This window comes from Pandoraea sp. ISTKB (genome assembly GCF_001721285.1).
Taxonomy (GTDB): Bacteria; Pseudomonadota; Gammaproteobacteria; order Burkholderiales; family Burkholderiaceae; genus Pandoraea; species Pandoraea capi.
The window spans coordinates 205,983-225,923 of the sequence record NZ_MAOS01000039.1 but is presented as its reverse complement, the minus strand read 5'-3'; the positions used below and the strand labels follow the sequence as shown (position 1 = coordinate 225,923).

Sequence of the window (19,941 nt, the reverse complement as noted above, 5' to 3'; positions counted from 1 at the left end):
CCTCTGGACGTAGCGCCCGATGCCGCCTGAGCGGTCTGTGCACCGGCCTGGGAATCGATACGATCGTTCATGCTTGCCACCTCAACACCTTGCGCTCGATGGCGCGAAATACGATATCCGTCACCAGCACCGTGACGCTGATCATCACCATGCCGAGCACGACGACTTCCGTCTGGAAGAACTCCTTGCCGTTCATGATGAGAAAGCCGAGTCCTTCGCGGGCGGCGACCAGTTCGGCCGAGATTACGCACGTCCACGACAGCCCCAGAATGATCTTCAGGCCGGAGAGGATCTGCGGCAGGCTCGCGGGCAGAATCACCTCACGCATCACCTGCCAGTTGCTCGCGCCCAGATTCTTCGCAGCGCGGATCAACAGCGGGTCGACGTTACGCGTGGCTTCGATCACATAGACCAGCGCGGGGGCGAACGTGCCCATGAACACGATGCTGTACTTCTGCGTCTCCGAGATGCCGAACCACAGCAGCGAGAGCGGAATCCAGCTCATCGACGGCAGCGGGCGCAGGAACGACAGGATCGGGTCGAACGCGGCGCGCGCGTAGCTCGACGTACCCAGCACGATGCCAAGCGGAATGGCAACGACAGTGGCCGCGATGAAGCCCGTCATCACCCGCCGGGTGGAGGCGAGCACGTTCGAGAGCAGCGAGCCGTCGGCCATCATGGCGACGATACGTTCCGCGACGGCCGAGGGCGGCGGCAGGAACAGGGGATCGACGATCCCGGTGCGGCAGGCCGCTTCCCATGCCAGCAGGAACACGACCACGGACGCAAACCCCACACCCAGCAACGTGGCGCGGGACGGTTGACGATGATTCACAATCAGACTCCTCAGGCGTGTGCCGGTACGCCATGCCAGCGCACCGGCGCGCGAATGCTTACAGATACGACGTGTTGATCCACTGACGCACCGCAGGCGCCTTGTCGATCTGCTTGTAGGTCACGAGCATTTCGGCCAGTCGTTGCAGGCCGTCAACGTAACTGCCCGGCGACTTGAGCAGTTGCGTCTGCTGCGCGAGGCTGTACCATTCGGCGCCCTTGATCGTCTCGATCTGGTCAAGCGCCGACATGCCGGTCAGGCCGATCAGCGTGCGGGCGGCGTCGTCGGGCTTGTCGCGCAGTGTCTGGCAGGCATCGAAATACACCTTCAGGTACTTGCGCACGGCGTCGCCGTTCTTCTCGGCCCAGGCGTTGCGCACGATCAGCACGTCCGGACCCGGGGTCACGTTGTACTTCTTATAAAGCGAGAACTGCGTGTCGTCGGCCAGCAGCTTCATGCCCGTCATGGCGCGAATGCGGTTGAACTGCGGCGTCCAGGCTGCGGCGGCGTCGATCTGACCCGACTGGATCGCCCCCGGAAGTTCGGGGGCGGGGACGTTGAGCACCGTCACATCGTTCGAGAGCCCGGCGCTACCCAGCAGATCCAGCACCAGCAAATGCGCGCTCGACGCGAACGTCAAACCGAGCTTCTTGCCCTTGAGGTCTTGCAGCGAGTTCACGCCGTCGCGCACGAACAGGCCTTCCACCTTCCCGAAACTCTCGGGCACGGCCACGATGGAGAAGTGCTTCGAGCCGCGAGCCATCAGCGCGAGGGCCGACACGATGCCGGTGCAGGCGATGTCGATGCCACCCGAGAGCACGGCGCTCATGCGGGCCGACGACGTGCCGAACGCCTGCCATTGCTGGTCGATGCCGGCGGCGGCAAGCGCGCCCGACTTCATGGCGAGATAGGCCGGATAGTGGCCGAGCCATGCCGAGCCGCCGTACTGGACGGTGGTGGCGTCTGCCGCGCGGGCCATGCCCGGCAGCGTCATTCCTCCTGCGGCGGCGGCCGCCGACAGGGCGGCGCTAGTATGGAGGAATTTGCGTCGTGAGAGGTTCATGCGTGTCTCCTTTGTAGGCTGTGTTATTCGCGGTGAATACTCGATTTGCACGATGGGTGCGCTTCAGGTGAAGGTCATCTAGCCCGGCGCCCCGGGCGGTGGATCAGCACAACGCCAGGCGCTCGCCCAGCCAGGGCATGACGCGGCGTAGTTCCGGGAAGGCCTCCTGCGCGAGTGCGAGGCGACCGGCCAGAAAGCACTGCGACGCCATCTCGGAGACCTCGCCTTCACGCGAGACCTGGTAGATCGTGCGCGAGAGCGCGGGGCCGGGCAGGGGCAGCGCGGCGACCTGGGGCAGCGATGCGCGGCCCTGCAAGAGGCAGAGCGGCGTAGCGATCGTGAATCCGACTTCGGCGGCGACCATCGACATCACGACGTCCGACGTGTCGATTTCGAGGTGCATGCGTGGCGAATGCCCGGTGCGGCGCAAATGGCGCTCGATCACGGCCCCGAAGTGAGAGCGTCCCGAGAAGCGAATCAGTGGCATCGAGCGGATCAGTTCGCTCAGGTCGGCCTGTGCGAGATCGGCCTCACGCGACTTCGGCACCACGACGATGAACGGCTCCGTGAAAATCGGACGGCGCACCAGACGCTCCATGTCGTGCATGGGATCGCTCGTGACGATCAGGTCCAACTGACGGGCGAGCAGAGCCTGCGCATGGCCGTTGGCGAGGCCTGACCAGAGCAGCAGTTCGCTGGTGCTCCCGGACATCTGCCGGACGATCGAGGGTCCAACCGTCGCCGCGAACGAGTCGATCATGCCGACACGCACGGCGGCGCGGCTGGCGACGTCGGCGTCTTGCACCTGAGCGATGAGCCGGTCCATATCGTCCACGATCTGGCGGGCGTGACGCGAGAGCGCCAGTCCGGCCGGGGTGAGCTTGAGCGGACGGCGCGAGCGGTCGAGCACACGTGTGCCGACCGTTTGTTCGATTTGGGCGATGGCTTGCGAGATGGCGGATTGCGTGACGCCGAGCGTCTCGGCGGCGCCCGAGAGGCTGCCAGCCGAGGCTACAGCTTCGAAGATCCGCAACGATCTGACGTCGAGGTCTGCGCGCTTTTTCATCGCCATGTCTCCAGTTCGGCGCACGCGTATCAGGGGATGAGAACGGCTTTCCTGAGGCGCGGCGGTGAATCGGTATAAGAATTTCTGGCGATTGTAGGGATGGAAGGCGCTAAAACAAAACGAAGTTAAGTAAAACTAATACTTTGTATTAGGCCATGGGAATTACGGAGGCAAAACGCGCACGAGCGAACGAAGCTCGTCTCGACAGATGAAATCGACGCAAAGGAAAGGACGGTGGGGAAAGAGAAACTGAGGGGATCGAGAGGGACGGACCGAGGCCCCGTTCCGAATCGAGTTGGGTCTATGTCTGAGAGGCGGAATGGGGCCTCGGTCCGTCTGACTGTGGGCGTGGGAGGCGGGTCAGGCGAGGGCGGCAGGACAAGGCCGGGAGAAGCCCCGGAAGGCATGACCTCCCTTCCGGGCCAGACGATGTCGTCGGTGTTACAACAACCGATAAGCGAGACGCGCTGCCACACGCGCCCCGGTCCCTTGGGCGTCGAAACGCGGGTTGTACTCGGCGAGATCGGCAACGCGCAGTTTGCCTGAGCGGCGCACGTGCGTGACGATGGCTTCGACGACCGGCATCGGCACGCCGTAAGCCGCCGGTGCCGAGACACCCGGCATGACGGGCGCGGGCAGCACGTCGAGATCGATCGTCAGGTAGACGTGAGAGACGTCAGCCATCAGCGCATCGATCTGTGCAAGGCGCGCCTCGAGATGCCGGTCCTGCATCTCCGTGTCTTCGACGTACGTGACTTTCAACGCATCCGCACGCTCGAACAACGATGCCGTATTGCTCAGACGGCTCACGCCGAGGCAGGCGTAATCGAACGGTAACCCCGCCGCTTCGCACGCGTGGGCGATCTGGTCGAACGGCGTGCCCGAGGTGCCCGGGCGCGCCGTACGCAGATCGAAATGCGCGTCGAGATTCAGGATCAGCACGCGCGAGCGGTCGCCCTGTGCGTCGAGATGCGCCCGCAGTCCTTGCCACGTGCCCCACGCGATCTCATGGCCGCCACCGAGCACTACCGGCGTCGCGCCAGCGTCGAGTTGACGGCGTACGGCATCGGCGAGCGCCTGTTGCGCGGCTTCGAGCGCATCGCCTTCGCACGTGACGTCGCCCGCGTCGTACAAGCACGCGATGTCGTGGGCCGGAAGATTCGCCAGCGCGCGACGAATGGCTTGCGGGCCATCCGACGCGCCGATGCGTCCCTGATTGCGCTTCACGCCTGCATCGCAGGCAAAGCCCAGAAGCACGGGCGCGCCGCTCTCCGGGCGTTCGGCGCGCGCATCGATCTCGCGCACCACGTTGAACAGACGGCGTGTGTCGCCGCGCTCGCCGGTGTCCGTGCGGCCTTGCCAGACCGGCCCGTCCGACGTGCTGCCGACCACCGGTTTCAATGATGTGACCATGAAAAAATCTCCTGTTGACCGGATCAGACGGACGCGAGATCGCGCAACTCGCCGTGGCGCACCGTGCGCGAAGGCAACTCACCACCCAGCCAGTAAGCCAGCTCCGCCGGTCGCTCGATCTCCCAGGCAACAAAATCCGCCGTCTTCCCGGCTTCGATCGTGCCGTGGGTGTCGAGCATGCCGAGCGCCTTGGCGGCGTTGCGTGTGACTCCTGCCAGCGCCTCTTCCGGCGTCAGCCCGAACAGCGTGCAGGCCATGTTGAGCATCAGACGCAGCGACAACGCAGGCGATGTCCCCGGATTCAGATCCGACGCCACGGCGATATCTACGCCATGACGACGCAGCAGATCCACTGGCGGACGCCGTGTCTCCTGCAACATGTGGAACGCCCCGGGCAGCAGCACCGCGACCGTGCCGGCGCGGCCCATCGCGGCGGCATCCTCGGCCGTCATGTACTCGAGATGGTCTGCCGATAACGCCCCCAACTCAGCCGCCATGCTCGACCCGCCCAGCGGCGAGAGTTGCTCGGCGTGCAGCTTCACGGGCAACTTCAGCTTCTGTGCGCGCAGCAGCACGCGCATGACCTGCGCCGGCGAGAACGCGATCGTCTCGCAGAAGGCATCCACGGCGTCGACCAGACGTTCCTCGGCCAGCGTCGGCAGAATCTCCGAGCAGACGTAGTTCACATACTCGTCGGCCTTGCCCGCGAATTCGGACGGCACGGTGTGAGCCGCCAGACACGTCGTCTTCACGGTCACCGGCAGGGCTTCCCCGAGCCGGCGCGCCACGCGCAGCATCTTGCGTTCGCTGTTCAGATCGAGCCCGTAGCCGGACTTGATCTCGACGGTGGTCACCCCGTCGCGCATCAAGGCGAGCAGACGCTTGCGGGCCGAGGCGAAGAGGGCGTCTTCGGTCGCATCGCGGGTGTGCCGCACCGTGTGCTTGATGCCGCCCCCCGCAGCCGAGATTTCGGCATAACTCACGCCCTGCAGACGTTGCTCGAACTCCAGACTACGGTTGCCGCCGAACACCAGGTGCGTATGGCAATCGATCAGGCCGGGTGTGACCCAGGCCCCGTTAAGATCGATGCATTCATCCGCGCCGGAAGCCGGGCGCTCGCCGCGCGGGCCAACCCATTCGATCTGCTTGCCGTGCGTGACGATCACGGCGTCTTCGATGGTGTTGTAGCGGCCGTCGCGCAGGGTCGCAACGTGGCAGTGCTTCCAGTAGGTACGTTTCATGTGGGTCTTATTCCAGACGCATTTGGTTGCGCAGTTGCGCTTCCTTGGGTTTGACGCCGAATTGATACGCCGCCGACATCAGTGCAATCCAGCCGGCGCCGACATAGAGCGCGACGCGCGTGTCTTCCGTATAGCCGAGCACCCCGATCACGAACAGCATGAAGGCGATGGCCAGTGCCGGTGCGACGGGCCACAGCGGCACCTTGAACTTCAGCGCAGCGACTTCCTCGGCCGACAGACGGCGACGCATCGCGACCTGCGAGAGCAGGATCATCAGCCACACCCAGACCGTGGCGAACGTCGCAATCGACGCGATGATGAGGAACACGCCTTCCGGGATCAGGTAGTTGAGCACCACGCCGCCGAGCAGCGCGGCCGTCATCACCAGCACCGTGACCCACGGCACTCCGTGACGCGACGTCGCCGAGAAGATCGCCGGGGCCTGACCATGTTCGGCCATGCCGAACATCATGCGACCCGCGCCGAAGATGTTGCTGTTGATGGCCGAGATGGCCGCCGAAATCACGATCACGTTGAGAATCGCCGCCGCCGACTTGATGCCCAGCCCCGAGAAGATCTGCACGAACGGGCTGCCCTGACTGCCGATCCCGGTCCACGGGAAGATCGCCATGAGCACGCACATCGTCAGCACGTAGAACAGCAGAATGCGTGCCGGCACGGCGTTGATCGCCCGCGGAATCACCGTCTCGGGATTCTTCGCTTCGCCGCCCGTGATGCCGATGATCTCGATGCCGCCATACGCGAACATCACAACCGCGAGCGAGGCCACCAGTCCGCCCCAGCCATTCGGCATGAAGCCGCCATGCGCCCACAGATTGCTCACTGCCGGGGCATGTTCGCTGTGCATCTGCACGCCGGTCAGCAGAATCACGCCGCCACCCACGATCATGGCGACGATGGCGAGAATCTTGACCAGTGCCAGCCAGAACTCCATCTCGCCGTAGACCTTCACGTTGCACAGATTCAGGCCGCAGATCAGCATCACGATGCCGAGCACCCAGATCCATTGGGGAACGTCCGGGAACCAGAACCCCATATAGATGCCGAACGCCGTCACGTCCGCCAGACAGACGATGACCATCTCGAGAATGTAGGTCCAGCCCGTGAGGAATCCCGCCAGCGGCCCGAGGTTGTCGCGGGCGTAGCGCCCGAACGATCCCGTTACCGGCTGACGCACGGCCATCTCTCCGAGGGCGCGCATCACCATGTAGACGGCTGCGCCGCCGAGGATGTACGCCAGAATGACCGCCGGACCGGCGAGCTGGATGGCCGAAGCCGACCCATAGAACAGACCGGTGCCGATGGCAGAGCCCAGCGCCAGAAAGCGGATGTGCCGCGCGCTCAGATTGCGTTGCAGGTTTTTCAAGCTGTCTCCTGAAGACCTAGTAGGCCGGCCCGCAGACACGGGCGGCGAGGGAAATCGGGTGGTACGTCGACCGGCCCCGTCAGCGAACTGAAAGGGCCGGCATACGAGGGGGCAACCCGGTACGCCACAAAGCCGGAGCGCGAATCACTGTTCGTTTCGCCCCGGCAGGGCGGGAATCAAACGACTGGCTCGGTGACTCAGAGGCTCGGCAACGTACCGGCGGGCACGAGTGCGCTCAGTTGTCGCTGTGCGATGAGTTCGCTCGCCCCCTCGATGTCCGGGGCGAAATAGCGATCCTTATCGTAGAACGGAACCGATTGGCGCAGCAGGGCGCGTGCGCGTTCGAGGGCCGGGGTGGACTTCACACCTTCGCGGAAATCCAGGCCCTGAGCGGCGCTCAGCCATTCGATCGCGATGATGCCCTTGACGTTATCGGCCATCTCCCAAAGCCGCTTACCGGCGTTCGGGGCCATCGAGACGTGGTCTTCCTGGTTGGCCGAGGTCGGGAGACTATCAACGCTGGCCGGATGTGCCAAGGCTTTATTGTCGGACGCGAGGGCGGCGGCCGTCACTTGCGCGATCATGAAACCGGAGTTCACGCCGCCATTGGCCACCAGAAACGCGGGCAATTGCGACATGTGCTTGTCCATCATCAGCGAGATGCGACGCTCGCTCAGCGCGCCGATTTCCGCCAGCGCCAGCGCGAGATTGTCGGCCGCCATCGCGACCGGTTCAGCGTGGAAGTTACCGCCGGAGATCACGTCGCCCTGTTCCCAGAAGACGAGCGGATTGTCCGACACGGCATTGGCTTCGACGGCGAGCACTTCGGCAGCCTGACGGATCTGCGTGAGGCACGCGCCCATGACCTGCGGCTGGCAACGCAGCGAATACGGGTCCTGCACCTTCTCGCAGTTCGCATGCGACTGGCCCACTTCACTCGTCTCGCCCAGCAGATGACGGAAGACGGCCGCAGCGTCGATCTGACCGCGCTGACCCCGCGCCGCATGGATGCGCGGGTCGAAAGGCGCGCGCGAACCGAGCATCGCCTCGACCGTCATCGCGCCGCACACGCTGGCGGCGGCATACATGTCTTCCGCTTCGAACAGACCGCGCAGTGCGTAAGCCGTCGAGACTTGCGTGCCGTTCAGCAGTGCCAGCCCTTCCTTGGCGGCGAGGGTCAGCGGTTCGAGACCGGCGACCGCCAGCGCTTCGCGGGCGTTCATCCATTGACCGCGATAGCGCGCCTGACCTTCGCCCAGCAACAGCAGCGACATGTGGGCGAGCGGGGCGAGGTCGCCCGATGCGCCGACCGAGCCCTTCAGGGGAATACGCGGGTAGACCTCGGCGTTGACCAGCGTGACGAGGGCATCGATGACCTTGCGGCGAATGCCCGAGAACCCGCGCGCCAGACTGTTGATCTTGAGCACCATGATCAGACGCACGAGGGCGTCGTCGAGCGGCGCGCCCACGCCGGCGGCGTGCGACAGCACCAGCGAGCGTTGCAGGTTTTCGAGGTCTTCGTGGGCGATGCGCGTCGAGGCGAGCAGACCGAAGCCGGTGTTGATGCCATAGGCGGTGCGGCCTTCGGCCACGATCCCTTCGACGCAGGCCACGCTCTTGTCGATGGCCGCATAGGCCTTCTCGTCGAGCGTGAGGGTGGTCGGGTGCTGATAGACGTCGCGAAGTTGGGCCAGGGTGAGGGCGCCGGGCGTCACGAACAGTTGTGCCATGGACGGAATTCCTTGATTCGACATAGTCGGGGGTGTCTTGTCTTTGTCTTGCTTTTGAATTGGGTGGCGATGCCTGACGGGATCACTTCGCCGTGTTCAGCATCGGCAGGTTCAGGCCGTGCTCACGGGCGCAGTCGACCGCGATGTCGTAACCGGCGTCGGCGTGACGCATCACACCCGTGGCCGGATCGTTGTTCAGCACGCGCGCGATACGCGCCGCAGCGGCATCGGTGCCGTCGCACACGATCACCACGCCGGAGTGCTGCGAGAAGCCCATGCCGACGCCGCCGCCGTGGTGCAGCGACACCCACGTCGCGCCGCTGGCGGTATTGAGCAGCGCATTGAGCAGCGGCCAGTCGGAGACCGCGTCCGAGCCGTCGCGCATGGCTTCCGTTTCGCGATTGGGGCTGGCGACCGAGCCGGAATCCAGATGGTCGCGGCCGATCACGACCGGCGCCGAAAGTTCTCCCGAGCGTACCATTTCGTTGAACGCCAGTCCGAGCTTTGCACGCAGGCCGAGGCCGACCCAGCAAATGCGCGCCGGCAGCCCCTGGAAGCTGATGCGCTCACGTGCCATGTCGAGCCAGCGATGCAGATGCGCGTCGTCCGGGATCAGTTCCTTGACCTTGGCGTCGGTCTTGTAGATGTCTTGCGGATCGCCCGAGAGCGCGGCCCAGCGGAACGGACCCACGCCACGGCAGAACAGCGGGCGAATATACGCGGGCACGAAGCCGGGGAAGTCGAACGCGTTCTGCACGCCTTCTTCCTTGGCCATCTGGCGGATGTTGTTGCCGTAATCGAACGTCGGCACGCCCATCGCCTTGAAGTCCAGCATGGCTTTCACGTGCACGGCCATCGATTGCTTGGCGGCCTTCACGACCTCGGCGGGCTTCGAGCGGGCGCGCTCGCGGTATTCGTCCCACGTCCAGCCGATCGGCAGATAGCCGTTGAGCGGATCGTGCGCGCTGGTTTGGTCCGTGACCATGTCCGGACGCACGCCACGACGCACCAGCTCCGGCAGAATCTCGGCGGCGTTGCCGCACAGCGCGATGGAGACGGCCTGACCGTCGGCGGTGTATTTGGCGATGCGGGCCAGCGCGTCGTCGAGATCCTTGGCCTGCTCGTCGACGTAGCGCGTGCGCAGACGGAAGTCGATGCTCGTCTGCTGGCATTCGATGTTCAGCGAGCAAGCGCCGGCCAGCGTGGCGGCCAACGGCTGCGCGCCGCCCATGCCGCCCAGGCCGGCGGTGAGCACCCAGCGGCCCTTCAGGTTGCCGCCGTAGTGTTGACGGCCGGCTTCCACGAACGTCTCGTAGGTGCCTTGCACGATGCCCTGACTGCCGATGTAGATCCACGAACCGGCGGTCATCTGGCCGTACATGGCCAGACCCTTGGCGTCGAGTTCGTTGAAGTGTTCCCACGTGGCCCAGTGCGGCACGAGGTTCGAATTGGCGATGAGCACGCGCGGGGCGTCGGCGTGGGTCTTGAACACGCCGACCGGCTTGCCCGACTGGACGAGCAGCGTTTCGTCGTCGCCCAGCGTCTTGAGGGTTTCGACGATCTTGTCGAAGCATTCCCAGTTGCGCGCGGCGCGTCCGATGCCGCCGTAGACCACGAGCGCGTTCGGATTCTCGGCGACGTCCGGGTCGAGGTTGTTCATCAGCATGCGCAGCGGCGCTTCGGTCAGCCAGCTTTTGGCGTTGAGCTGCGTGCCGCGCGGGGCGCGGATGGTGACGTCGCGATATCGGGTGAATTGGCTCACAGTGATCCCCTTGGTTCTGAGCGGATGATGGCTTGTACAGTATTGTATATACAACCAACCGTGAACTAGGGTTTTCACGAACCCGATGGCGGACAGCGATGACGGGGAAGGTTTGTGGCGCTAACGGAAGAATGCGCGGCTGGCTCAGCAGTGAGAGCCGCGCGGACAGGCGATCACTCGGCGTCGCCGAAGCGGCCTTCGAGGCGGTGGCGCGAACCGGGATGCAGCAGACGGGCGACCGAGACGACCCGTTTGCCCGACCATGTGCGCCGACGAATCAGCAGGCACGGCTCGGTGCGCTGAATTTGCAGCATCTGCGCTTCGTCCGGTGTGGCCGTCACGGCCTCCACGACGTGTTCGCCCGACGTGAGTGGCGAGGTGCGCTGAAGATAGGCATTGGGCGTGCGCTTGGTGAAGTCCTGTTCGAGGTAGTTCGGCGCGAGTGCCGGATTGACGAAGCGGTCTTCGATCTGCACCGGGATGTTGTCCTGATAATGGACGATCACCGAATGGAACAGCTTCTCGCGCTCCTGCAACCCCATCGAGAGCGCCCGCTCGGGGCCGGCCAGTTCTTCGCGCAGCAGCTTCACTTCGGCGCGATGGCGGTGCCCGTGCTCGGAGATCTCGTCGGCGATATTGTTCACGGCGAGCAGCGGCGAGTGCGACTTCGGCTCGGCCACGAACGTGCCGACGCCCTGCATACGCACGAGCCGGCCTTCGGCCGTGAGTTCGCGCAGCGCACGGTTGACCGTCATGCGACTCACGCCGGACTGCTCGACGAGTTCGTTTTCCGACGGCACGCGGTGGTGCGGCGGCCAGGCGCCGGTGTCGATCTGACGGCAGATGAACTGCTTGAGCTGCAAGTAGCGGGGCGCGGGCCCCTGTTCGGCGAGCGTTTCGACAGTCGGCTGGGCGGTTTGACGTGGCACCTTGCTGGCCTCTCCGGTCACGAGTGTGCGGGTGGAAAGCCTGAAGGATAAGCCAATCGTCTGCCGGAGACGAGAAAAAAAGCGGCACGCCGGCGCACGGCACGGCTTGAGGCAAGGCCGTGCGAGGGGTGTGCGAAAGCGTGCCCAAGGGTGAGCCGGTCCGTCATGCAACGCCACACCATGTCCACAACGATGCGTGCCGATCCGGTTCTCGCGAAGTCCCCGAGGTGAGACTCAAGTCCCCCGCCGTGGGGCGGCGGGGGACAGTCCAACGTGACCCTACCTGTACAACGGTGCTACGACTGCAATCCGTTCAGACGCTTAGAACGTCTGACGGACACCCACGCGCACGAACGTCTGCGTCGCCGTGGCGGAGGAGATGCCGTTGCCCACGTCGCCGACCGAAGCCGTCGCCGAGACAACATTGCCGAACGTGTCGAGCGTGCTGCCCGACGCCTTCTGATAACCGACCAGACCGTACAGCGACGTGCGCTTCGACAGGGCGTAGTACGACGCGAAGTTCACCGTGTGGTACTTCGGACCGCCCGAACCCTTCACGTCGCTGCCTTGCGTGTAGTTGTACGCGCCGGCCAGACGCAGGGCCGGGGTGACCTGATACGCCACGGTCGCGCCGATCGTGTTGAACGTGAAGCTGCTCGCGAACGTCGACAGCGCGCCCGGCGTGTACTGCACGTTGCCGTACTGGATACCGACCTGCGTGGCGCCGAAGGTGTAGCTACCGGCGGCCGAAATGATGCGCTGGCTGGCGGCCGAGGCGAAGCCTTCGTTGATCGACGACGCGAACGTGCCGTCGTACGAACCGGTCCACGTGCCCGAAGCGCTGTACGAGTTCTGGGCTTGCAGGTAACCGACGCCGAAAGCGACCGGGCCGCTGGCGTACGAACCGCCGAAGCCCCAGGTGTTCTGGTTCTTCACGCTACCCGGCTGACCACCGAAGCCGTAGATCGCGCCGAACTGGAAGCCGCCGTACACCGGGCTGGTCCACTTCACCGAGTTGTTCACGCGCGACTGGTTATCCTGCTGGTCGATGTCGCCCGGGTGCGCGCCCATGCCGGTCACGAACGTGCCGGCGCTGATCGGGCCCACGAAGTCGACGATCGGATCGTACTGACGACCCAGCGTGAGCTTGCCGAGCGTAGCGCTTTGCAGACCCACCCACGATTGGCGACCGAACAGACGGCTGCCCTGGCCCATCGTGCCGTTACCGATGTTGAAGCCGTTTTCCACCTGGAAGATGGCCGAGTTGCCGCCGCCCAGATCTTCCGAACCCTTCAGACCCCAGCGATCGCCCGACCAGGTGCCGCTGGCGAAGCCCCAGACCGAACCGTTGGTGTAGTTGATCGGTGCACCCACGCCACCCTTGGAGTTGGCCGTGCGCTGACCGCTGGCATAACCCACGCCGGCATCGACGATACCGTACAGGGTCACGCTGCTTTGGGCGTAGACGGGAGCCATGATGCCGGCCATACCGCCAAGGCCGAGTGCAGCGAGAAGAATACGTTTCATAATATTAGTGGTCCTAAATTTATATTGCAGGAACATCACGAAAACGCACCGGCAGTTCCCCGGTGTGGGTCGGTTGTCTTGAACTGCCGGCGTTACTTACCCGGGGGTGTCACCTCCGGGCAGTCCGGTGACGCTCAACCACGTGGCGACTGCCACGATCAGGGCGTCGATATCGTCGAAGCTCTCGGTGCCCGGCACGGCCGGTGCATCGAGGACGGTGAAAACCGGTTTGCGCCACTGAAGCCCCAGCGCGATCTCCGAGAGCGTGCCGAGCCCGCCGCCCACGGCGACGAGGCAGATCGACGCACGGGCGATCAGGGCGTTGCGCGTGATGCCGAGCCCGGTCGGCAGGGCCACGCTCAGATGCGGGTTGGCGTCGCCGGCGTGATCCTCGGGCAGCAGGCCGATTACGATGCCACCGGCTGCGGATGCGCCGGCGGAGGCGGCTTCCATGACACCCCCCTTGCCGCCGCACACCAATGCGACACCGGCGGCTGCCAGCGCTTCGCCGATGCACTGCGCGGCATAGAGTTGCGCGGGCGTGGCTTCGCGCGGACCGATGAGGCCCACGGGTGTCACGTGACGCGACGGGCCCGCCTGCCGGGCGGCCAGTTGATCGAGGGCGTGGCGGGCCGCAGCCGACCACTCATTGAGGATGACGCCGTACAAGACACTCTCCGAGAGCGAGCACACCGCTGCACACGGCCATCAAGACGAGGGACAGCGCGGCAGCTTGAGGGAAATCCGTTTGCCCGTCCGACATCTTCAGGAACATGAGCAACGGCAGGATGTTGATTTGCGTACCGGCCAGCGCGAGCGCCGTGCCGTAAGTGCCGAGGGCAATCGCGGTGACGAGGCACCACGCGGCGGCGAGCGTCGGCCACAGTTCGCGCAGCGCCACATCGATGATCGCGCGCAGCGGTGTCGCCCCCAGCGTGAGGGCGGCTTCGATGGGGCGACGATCCAGATTGGCGACGGCGGGATAGACCATCAGCGCCACACGCGGGATCAGGTAGTACGCGTACGCGGCGACGAGCCCCGGCGCGGTGTAGATCAGCGCGCCGAAACGCACCGGGTCTGCGCCGAGCGACGCGAGCGTCATCGTGACGAACCCCGAGCGGCCGAACGCCAGAATGAAGCCGTAGGCGATGACCAGACCCGAGAAGGCGAGCGGCACGCCCATCGCCGCGAGCCAGAGGCGTCGACGGCGCGGCGTTTGACGCGCCAGGGTTACCGCGAGCAACGCGCCGACGATCAGCGAGACGGTACCCGCACCGATGGCGAGCCCCATCGAGTTGACGAGGGCGTCGCGCACCAGCGGATCGAGCGCGATGGCCGAGAACGCCGCGCCATGTCCCTCGAAGGCCGCCACGACCAGCGCCGCGAGCGGCAAGCCGAAGCCGAGCACGAGCAGCACGGCGGCGGGCAGGCCGCCGAAGCGGCGCACCCAGCCGCGCGGCGTGTCCTTGCCACGCGGCAGGCCGGTTTGCGGCTGGGGCCGATGAGGCTCGCCGGACGCGAGGGTCCTGGCGATCTCTGCGGTCCCGACGGTGCGCGCTGACGTCATGTTGCGGGAACTCACTTGGCGAGCGCGGCGGCCGACCACAGACGGTCGACTTCCGCCTTCTGCGCGGCAGCGCGGGCGACGTCGAGCGGGTGGACTTGCGGGGCATCCGGCATGCGGGCGCGCATTTCCGCCGTGAACGGCGTGCCCGGCACCGCGGGGCGCACATAGCCTTGCGCGAACAGCGACTGACCGACCGGGCTCATGATGAGGTTGAGCCACAGCTTGGCGGCTTCCGGATTCGGGCCGTTCTTGACCAGACTGATCGCGTACGGCGCCGACACGGTGGCTTCCTTCGGAATCACGACCTGCGCGGCGTCGCCCATGCCGTCGGTGTACTTGGCTTTCAGACCGTCGTTCTCGTAGCCGATGAGAATCGGAATCTCACCCTTGACGAACTTGGCGTACGGCGTCGTGCCTTCGACACGCATCACGTTGCCGGCGTCGCGCAACTTGCCGAAGAAGTCCGCACCCGGCTTCGGGTTGTCGACGTTGCCGCCGAAGGCGTATGCGGCGGCGAACACGGCGACCTGTCCCTGACCGGTCGAGCGCGGGTCCAGATACACCACGGCGTTCTTGTACTCGGGCTTGAGCAGATCGGCCCACGACTGCGGCACGTGCTTGACGAGCTTCGTGTTCACGAGGAACGCGATGTTGAGCGAGTGGATCGTGAACCAGCGGCCGTCGTTGTCGCGGAAGACCTTCGGCAGCGTGTCGAAGTTGATCGGCTTGAACGGGGCGACGACATCCTTTTGCACGGCGTCGAGTGCCGAGCCGGCGAAGTAATAAGCCGTGTCGGCCTGCGGGCGGCGACGCGACTTGTCGAGCGCAGTGACGGTCGCAGCCGAGCCGATGTCGTTATACGTGATTTCGACCTTCGGATAGCGCTTGCGGAACTCGGCGAACAGCGCTTTCCAGTTTGCCCACTCCGGCCCGGTGTCGAACGAGACGACGAGACCTTCTTCGGCAGCCTTGGCGTACAGCTCGGCTTCTCCCGGGTAGAGCGGGGCAGCAGCCGTCGCCTGTGCGCCGCTTTGCGCAAAGGCCGAGGGGGCCGCAGCCGTCAACAGAGCGAACGATGCCGCGAGCGTGGCCAGTGCGGGCAGGGCGCGCGTGCGCAGGGAAGGAACGGGGTGAATCATCGACATGGCTCCGTGTGGGGCATCAGGTAAGGAATTCGTGTTGTGGGGCATTTCTGCGGGTGTCGTGAGCGTCATGTGTGTCGCCTCAGTTGACGACAGGCGGCAGGACACGCAGATGCGCCGGGTCCAGTGCGATGGCGAACGAGGCCGGCGTTCGGCTCTCGCCGAGCAACGGCGTCGTGGCGCCTTCGGGCAGGAAATCGAAGCGGCACGTCGCGCCGAAGAAGCGCACCGCGCCCGGATGTCCGTTCAGGCGGTTCAGGGTGCTCACGGGCGGATCGCACTCGATATGCTCGGGACGAACCAGCAGCGAGACGGCCGCACCCGGACGCCATGCGCCGGTGTCCACGTGCAGTTCGGCAAAGCCGGTGTCGACCATGCCCGGACGCGCCACGCGCCCCGGCAGGACCGTCGACAGGCCGGTAAAGCTTGCGACCGTGGCGCAGGCCGGGGCGTCGTACAGACGCTGCGGCGTATCGATCTGCAACAGGCGGCCGTTATCGATGACGGCGACACGGTCGGCGAGACTCAGGGCTTCGTCGCGATCGTGCGTGACGATGAGCGTCGTTGCGCCGCTGGCTTGCTGCAACGCGCGGATTTCGTCGCGCAATTGCTGACGAATACCGGCGTCGAGCGCGGCGAGCGGTTCGTCAAGCAGCAGCACGCGCGGCGAGACGGCCAGTGCGCGGGCCAGCGCCACCCGTTGCTGCTGCCCGCCGGAAAGCGACGTCGGGCGACGCGCAGCGAACTCGGCCAGCCCGACGCGGCTCAGCATGTCGAGCGCCGCACGCTGGCGTTCGGCCGTCTTCACTCCTTGCATGCGCAGCCCGTAGGCGACGTTATCGATCACGCTCAGGTGCGGGAACAGTGCGTATTGCTGGAACACCATGCCGACGTGACGACGCCAGACCGGCACGCCGCCGACATCGTCTCCACCGATGGCGATGCGACCGCGATAGCCGTCGAGCAAGCCGGCGACGAGGCGCAGCACCGTCGATTTGCCTGAGCCGCTGCGACCCATCACGGCAAGCAATTCGCCCTGACGGGCTTTCAGGCTGACGTCGTCCAGACCGTGGCTTGCGCCGGCGTACCGGAAGCTGACGTTTTCGAGAGTGAGGCTCATGAACTGACCTTCTGACGGGATGCCGCAACGATCGACAGGCCGGTCGCGGCGAGCGCAAGCACGAGCAGCACGACGGTGGCGGCGCAGGCAAAACCGGTCGCGCCGTAGAACGCCTGGAGCAGCACCACCGGATAGTTGCGATAGCGGAAACCCGCGATGAGATTGGAAATCTGGAATTCGCCGATGGACAGCGCCGCGACCATCACGAGCCCCGCCACGAGGCTGTGCGTGAGGTTCGGTACGGCGATGGTCAGGAACTGGCGCAGCGGCGAGGCGCCCAGCGTGGCGGCGCAGTCTTCGAGTTTGGCGATGTCGAGATGACGCAGGTCGGCGAGCAGTGTCTGCGTGAGGTACGGCAGCGTGAGCACGGCGTGGGCCAGCACGAGCAGCCAGAGCGAGCCGAGCCAGGGCAGCGTGTCGCCGCTGAACACGGCGATGTAGCCGAAGCCGAGTGTGAGCGCGGGTACGGCGACCGGCAGCAGCGTGACCAGACGCGCAATGGCGCCGCGCCCGCTGCGCGACCGGTGATGAAGCGTGTAGGCGAGCGGCAGGCCGACGAGTGCGGTCAATACGCAGCAGGCGAGCGCCACGATGAGGCTCGTGGAGAACGCGCGTCGGAACGACGGATCACCGGCCAGATCGACGAACCAGTGTCCGGTGATGCCGGTCGGCAACACGGTGTTCGTCCACGTCTGCCCGAAAGCGCCGACGAGCAGCAGGAGCACGGGCAAGCCCAGATAGATCAGAAACAGGGCGGCAACGGCTCGCACGATCCATACGAGGATGCTCGTCTTCGGCTGCGACTGCGAATGCCCGTCGGCCCCGGTCTCGGCAGGGGCTGGACTGTGCCGGGGTGGCACAGTTTGGGCAAGGCGGTCGGCGTGGACGTCGGACATCGGGGAAACCTGAACGGCATACGGTTACGAATTCGCTTCGGTCGACCGGAACGCTGGCTATCCCTCGCCGTAGAACGGACACCGTGGGATGGCGCAGCAGACAGCCGGATCGACGTTGGGCGAGAGTTTCGTGCGCTGAAATGTCATCGTCATGAAGAAAACACACGAATCGGGCATCGTGCTGTGCGAAAACGGAACAGTTGGCGGATCGCAAAACGCGTCTGCCATCGGACGAAAACTCACGCACACCCACGCCAGCCACGGCTTTCGAGCCTTTACTCATGCGCCATTGCTATCCGAACGTCGCCGAATTGCTTGCCTTCACCAGTGCGGCAAGACACTTGAATTTTTCTCGTGCCGCCCGTGAGTTGGGTCTGACGCCGAGCGCGGTGAGCCGCCAGATCGCGTCTCTGGAGGAATTGGTGGGTACCGCGTTGTTTGTGCGCGAGGGGCGTCATCTGGTGTTGACCGAGGCCGGACGCCGCTATCATGATCGGGTGGCCGAGCCGCTGCGCGAGATCGGGAATGCTTCGCTTGAGCTCATGACATCGCGAGGCGAGAGCGACTTGCTGACGATTGCCAGCGTGCCGACGTTCACGACCAAGTGGCTGATTCCCCGGTTACCGGATTTTCTGGCGAGCACGCCGGGTGTGACGTTGAGTTTCAGCCGTCACCTGGCGCATGGCGACGCGTTCCCGTTCACGCTGGACGCCGCCGTACGCTATGGCGATGGCGCGTGGGAAGGTGTCGTGAGCGAGTATCTGGACGGTCGTCGCTTCGTGCCGGTGTGTGCGCCGTCGTTTCTCGCGCGGCATCCGTTGACGAGCGTGGAGGACATTGCACGTGCGCCTAGGCTGGTGCACAACCAGGCGGAGGAAGTCTGGGGCACATGGGCGGCGTGTTATGACGTGGCGCCGCATGCACAGCGCCCCGGGCCGCGCTTCGAGCAGTATTCGGTATTGCTACAGGCGGCCGAGGCGGGCATGGGCGTGGGGCTGGTCCCGGCGTTTCTCACGCGCGACGCGATGGAGGCCGGGCGTCTCGTGGTCCCCGTGGAGGCCGGCGTCGATGTGCCGCGCCACGGCCATTACCTGTGTTACCCGCGAGAGCGGCTGCAACAGCGGTCTGCCTTGCGACAATTTCGCGAATGGATGCTGAGTCAGGCATCCCAAGGATAAATGAGCGACATGCCAACCCTGCGTCATCGATTTCAGTTCCCTTTCCTCACGGGTTTCGTCGCCCGGACGTTTCTCACCGTCACGTTGCTCACCATGATCCACCCCGATGCCGTCGCGGCGCAGAGCGAATGTCCGGCACCGCCGCCGGGCAGCCCGGACATTCGCGCGATGGGGTATTACTCGGACGCCGCCAGTTCAGTCATCGACCCGAAGCTCAAGGCGCAGAACGCTGCGGCGGTGAAACCGCTCAACGACTTTTCGGCGCATGTTGCCCGGATGGCCGATGTCTACGCGAAAGAGGGCGATGAGACCGCCGCCCGCTGCGCGCTGACGTGGCTCGACGCATGGGCCGCCAGCGGGGCGATGCTCGGACGCATGGAGCACGTGAACAACGACCAGTCGGACTATATGCGCCAGTGGACACACGGCGCGGTGGCGCTCGCGTACCTGCGCACGCAGGCGGTGGCAACGCCGCAGCAGCGCGCCGCCATCGAAGCGTGGTTGCGCCGACTGTCTGCGGCCAATCTCGCGTATTGGGACAACCCGAAGCACAAACGCAACAATCACTACTACTGGACGGGGATCGGCATCATGGCGACGGCCGTCGCCACACGTGACGACGCGTTGCTGAAAACGGCGCAAGGCATCTATCGCACCGGCATCGACGCCATCGAACCCGACGGCAGTCTGCCCATGGAGATGGCGCGCAAGCGTCGGGCGCTGCATTACCACGACTACGCCACGGCGCCACTGGTGCTGATGGCCGAGTTGGCGCGTCTTCGCGGAGAGGACTGGTATGCCTATCGCCCGGGCGCGCTGGAACGTCTCGCGGCACGCGTGGCAGACGGCTACCGCGATCCGGCGTGGTTCAACGCGCAAGCGGGCGTCGTGCAGGAGACGGCAACGCCCAAGGCGTCAAGCGGCTGGGTCGAGTTCTACCGCCGGCGCTCCCCCGATCCGGGGCGTTTCGATGCGATGCACGCCGACGGACCCTACAAGGATCCGCGCATGGGCGGCAATCTGACATGGATGGCGACGAACGGCATCGTGCCGTCGCCGCAGTAAGCACGTCGCGCCTATCTCCC

At 65.4% G+C, this 19,941-nt stretch carries 17 protein-coding genes; 2 read left to right on the top strand and 15 right to left on the bottom strand.

Annotation, left to right across the window (positions count from 1 at the left end):
• Positions 1 to 67 precede the first annotated feature (67 nt).
• The 15 genes from A9762_RS15835 to A9762_RS15765 all read right to left on the bottom strand — a co-directional run bounded on the left by A9762_RS15835 (position 68) and on the right by A9762_RS15765 (position 17,678).
• A complete protein-coding gene (locus A9762_RS15835; protein WP_069342951.1) occupies positions 68 to 835 on the bottom strand; it encodes an ABC transporter permease in 768 nt (255 codons plus the stop codon).
• Positions 836 to 893: 58 nt separating this feature from the next.
• Positions 894 to 1,898: an ABC transporter substrate-binding protein gene (locus tag A9762_RS15830; RefSeq protein WP_069342950.1), complete on the bottom strand. Its 1,005-nt coding sequence runs from the start codon at positions 1,896 to 1,898 to the stop codon at positions 894 to 896.
• A gap of 103 nt (positions 1,899 to 2,001) precedes the next feature.
• Positions 2,002 to 2,964: a LysR family transcriptional regulator gene (locus tag A9762_RS15825; RefSeq protein ID WP_083253977.1), complete on the bottom strand. Its 963-nt coding sequence runs from the start codon at positions 2,962 to 2,964 to the stop codon at positions 2,002 to 2,004.
• Between the two features lie 441 nt (positions 2,965 to 3,405).
• The gene (hutG, locus tag A9762_RS15820; protein WP_069342948.1) at positions 3,406 to 4,377 is read right to left on the bottom strand and encodes a formimidoylglutamase; all 972 of its coding nucleotides are present in this window, start codon (positions 4,375 to 4,377) and stop codon (positions 3,406 to 3,408) included.
• 23 nt (positions 4,378 to 4,400) lie between these two features.
• On the bottom strand, positions 4,401 to 5,618 hold the full coding sequence (gene hutI / locus A9762_RS15815; protein ID WP_069342947.1) for an imidazolonepropionase: 1,218 nt from the start codon (positions 5,616 to 5,618) through the stop codon (positions 4,401 to 4,403).
• 7 nt (positions 5,619 to 5,625) lie between these two features.
• Complete coding sequence (locus A9762_RS15810; RefSeq protein WP_069342946.1) at positions 5,626 to 7,005, bottom strand: amino acid permease; 1,380 nt, start codon at positions 7,003 to 7,005, stop codon at positions 5,626 to 5,628.
• 197 nt (positions 7,006 to 7,202) lie between these two features.
• Positions 7,203 to 8,735, bottom strand: a complete 1,533-nt coding sequence (gene hutH, locus A9762_RS15805) for a histidine ammonia-lyase (RefSeq protein ID WP_069342945.1) — start codon at positions 8,733 to 8,735, stop codon at positions 7,203 to 7,205.
• Between the two features lie 82 nt (positions 8,736 to 8,817).
• Positions 8,818 to 10,497, bottom strand: a complete 1,680-nt coding sequence (gene hutU, locus A9762_RS15800; protein ID WP_069342944.1) for a urocanate hydratase — start codon at positions 10,495 to 10,497, stop codon at positions 8,818 to 8,820.
• Between the two features lie 173 nt (positions 10,498 to 10,670).
• On the bottom strand, positions 10,671 to 11,426 hold the full coding sequence (gene hutC, locus A9762_RS15795) for a histidine utilization repressor (protein ID WP_069342995.1): 756 nt from the start codon (positions 11,424 to 11,426) through the stop codon (positions 10,671 to 10,673).
• Positions 11,427 to 11,747: 321 nt separating this feature from the next.
• Positions 11,748 to 12,953 (bottom strand): porin, encoded by a 1,206-nt coding sequence (locus A9762_RS15790; RefSeq protein ID WP_069342943.1) that lies wholly within the window; start codon positions 12,951 to 12,953, stop codon positions 11,748 to 11,750.
• A 96-nt stretch (positions 12,954 to 13,049) separates the two neighbouring features.
• Entirely contained in the window at positions 13,050 to 13,622 is a 573-nt protein-coding gene (locus A9762_RS15785) for an LOG family protein (RefSeq protein ID WP_069342942.1), read from the bottom strand.
• Positions 13,600 to 14,520, bottom strand: a complete 921-nt coding sequence (locus tag A9762_RS15780; protein ID WP_083253967.1) for an ABC transporter permease — start codon at positions 14,518 to 14,520, stop codon at positions 13,600 to 13,602. The genes A9762_RS15785 and A9762_RS15780 overlap by 23 nt, the downstream gene beginning before the upstream one ends.
• An 11-nt stretch (positions 14,521 to 14,531) precedes the next feature.
• Positions 14,532 to 15,659: an extracellular solute-binding protein gene (locus A9762_RS15775; protein WP_083253976.1), complete on the bottom strand. Its 1,128-nt coding sequence runs from the start codon at positions 15,657 to 15,659 to the stop codon at positions 14,532 to 14,534.
• Between the two features lie 85 nt (positions 15,660 to 15,744).
• Positions 15,745 to 16,782: an ABC transporter ATP-binding protein gene (locus tag A9762_RS15770; protein ID WP_069342941.1), complete on the bottom strand. Its 1,038-nt coding sequence runs from the start codon at positions 16,780 to 16,782 to the stop codon at positions 15,745 to 15,747.
• A complete protein-coding gene (locus tag A9762_RS15765) occupies positions 16,779 to 17,678 on the bottom strand; it encodes an ABC transporter permease (protein ID WP_083253966.1) in 900 nt (299 codons plus the stop codon). Before A9762_RS15765 ends, A9762_RS15770 begins: the two co-directional genes overlap by 4 nt.
• A gap of 281 nt (positions 17,679 to 17,959) precedes the next feature.
• On the opposite strand from A9762_RS15765, the gene A9762_RS15760 reads away from it, so the two are divergent.
• On the top strand, positions 17,960 to 18,856 hold the full coding sequence (locus tag A9762_RS15760; RefSeq protein WP_069342940.1) for a LysR substrate-binding domain-containing protein: 897 nt from the start codon (positions 17,960 to 17,962) through the stop codon (positions 18,854 to 18,856).
• Positions 18,857 to 19,921, top strand: coding sequence for a polysaccharide lyase (locus A9762_RS15755; RefSeq protein WP_240493585.1), 1,065 nt, complete (start codon positions 18,857 to 18,859; stop codon positions 19,919 to 19,921).
• The last annotated feature ends 20 nt before the right edge of the window (positions 19,922 to 19,941 follow it).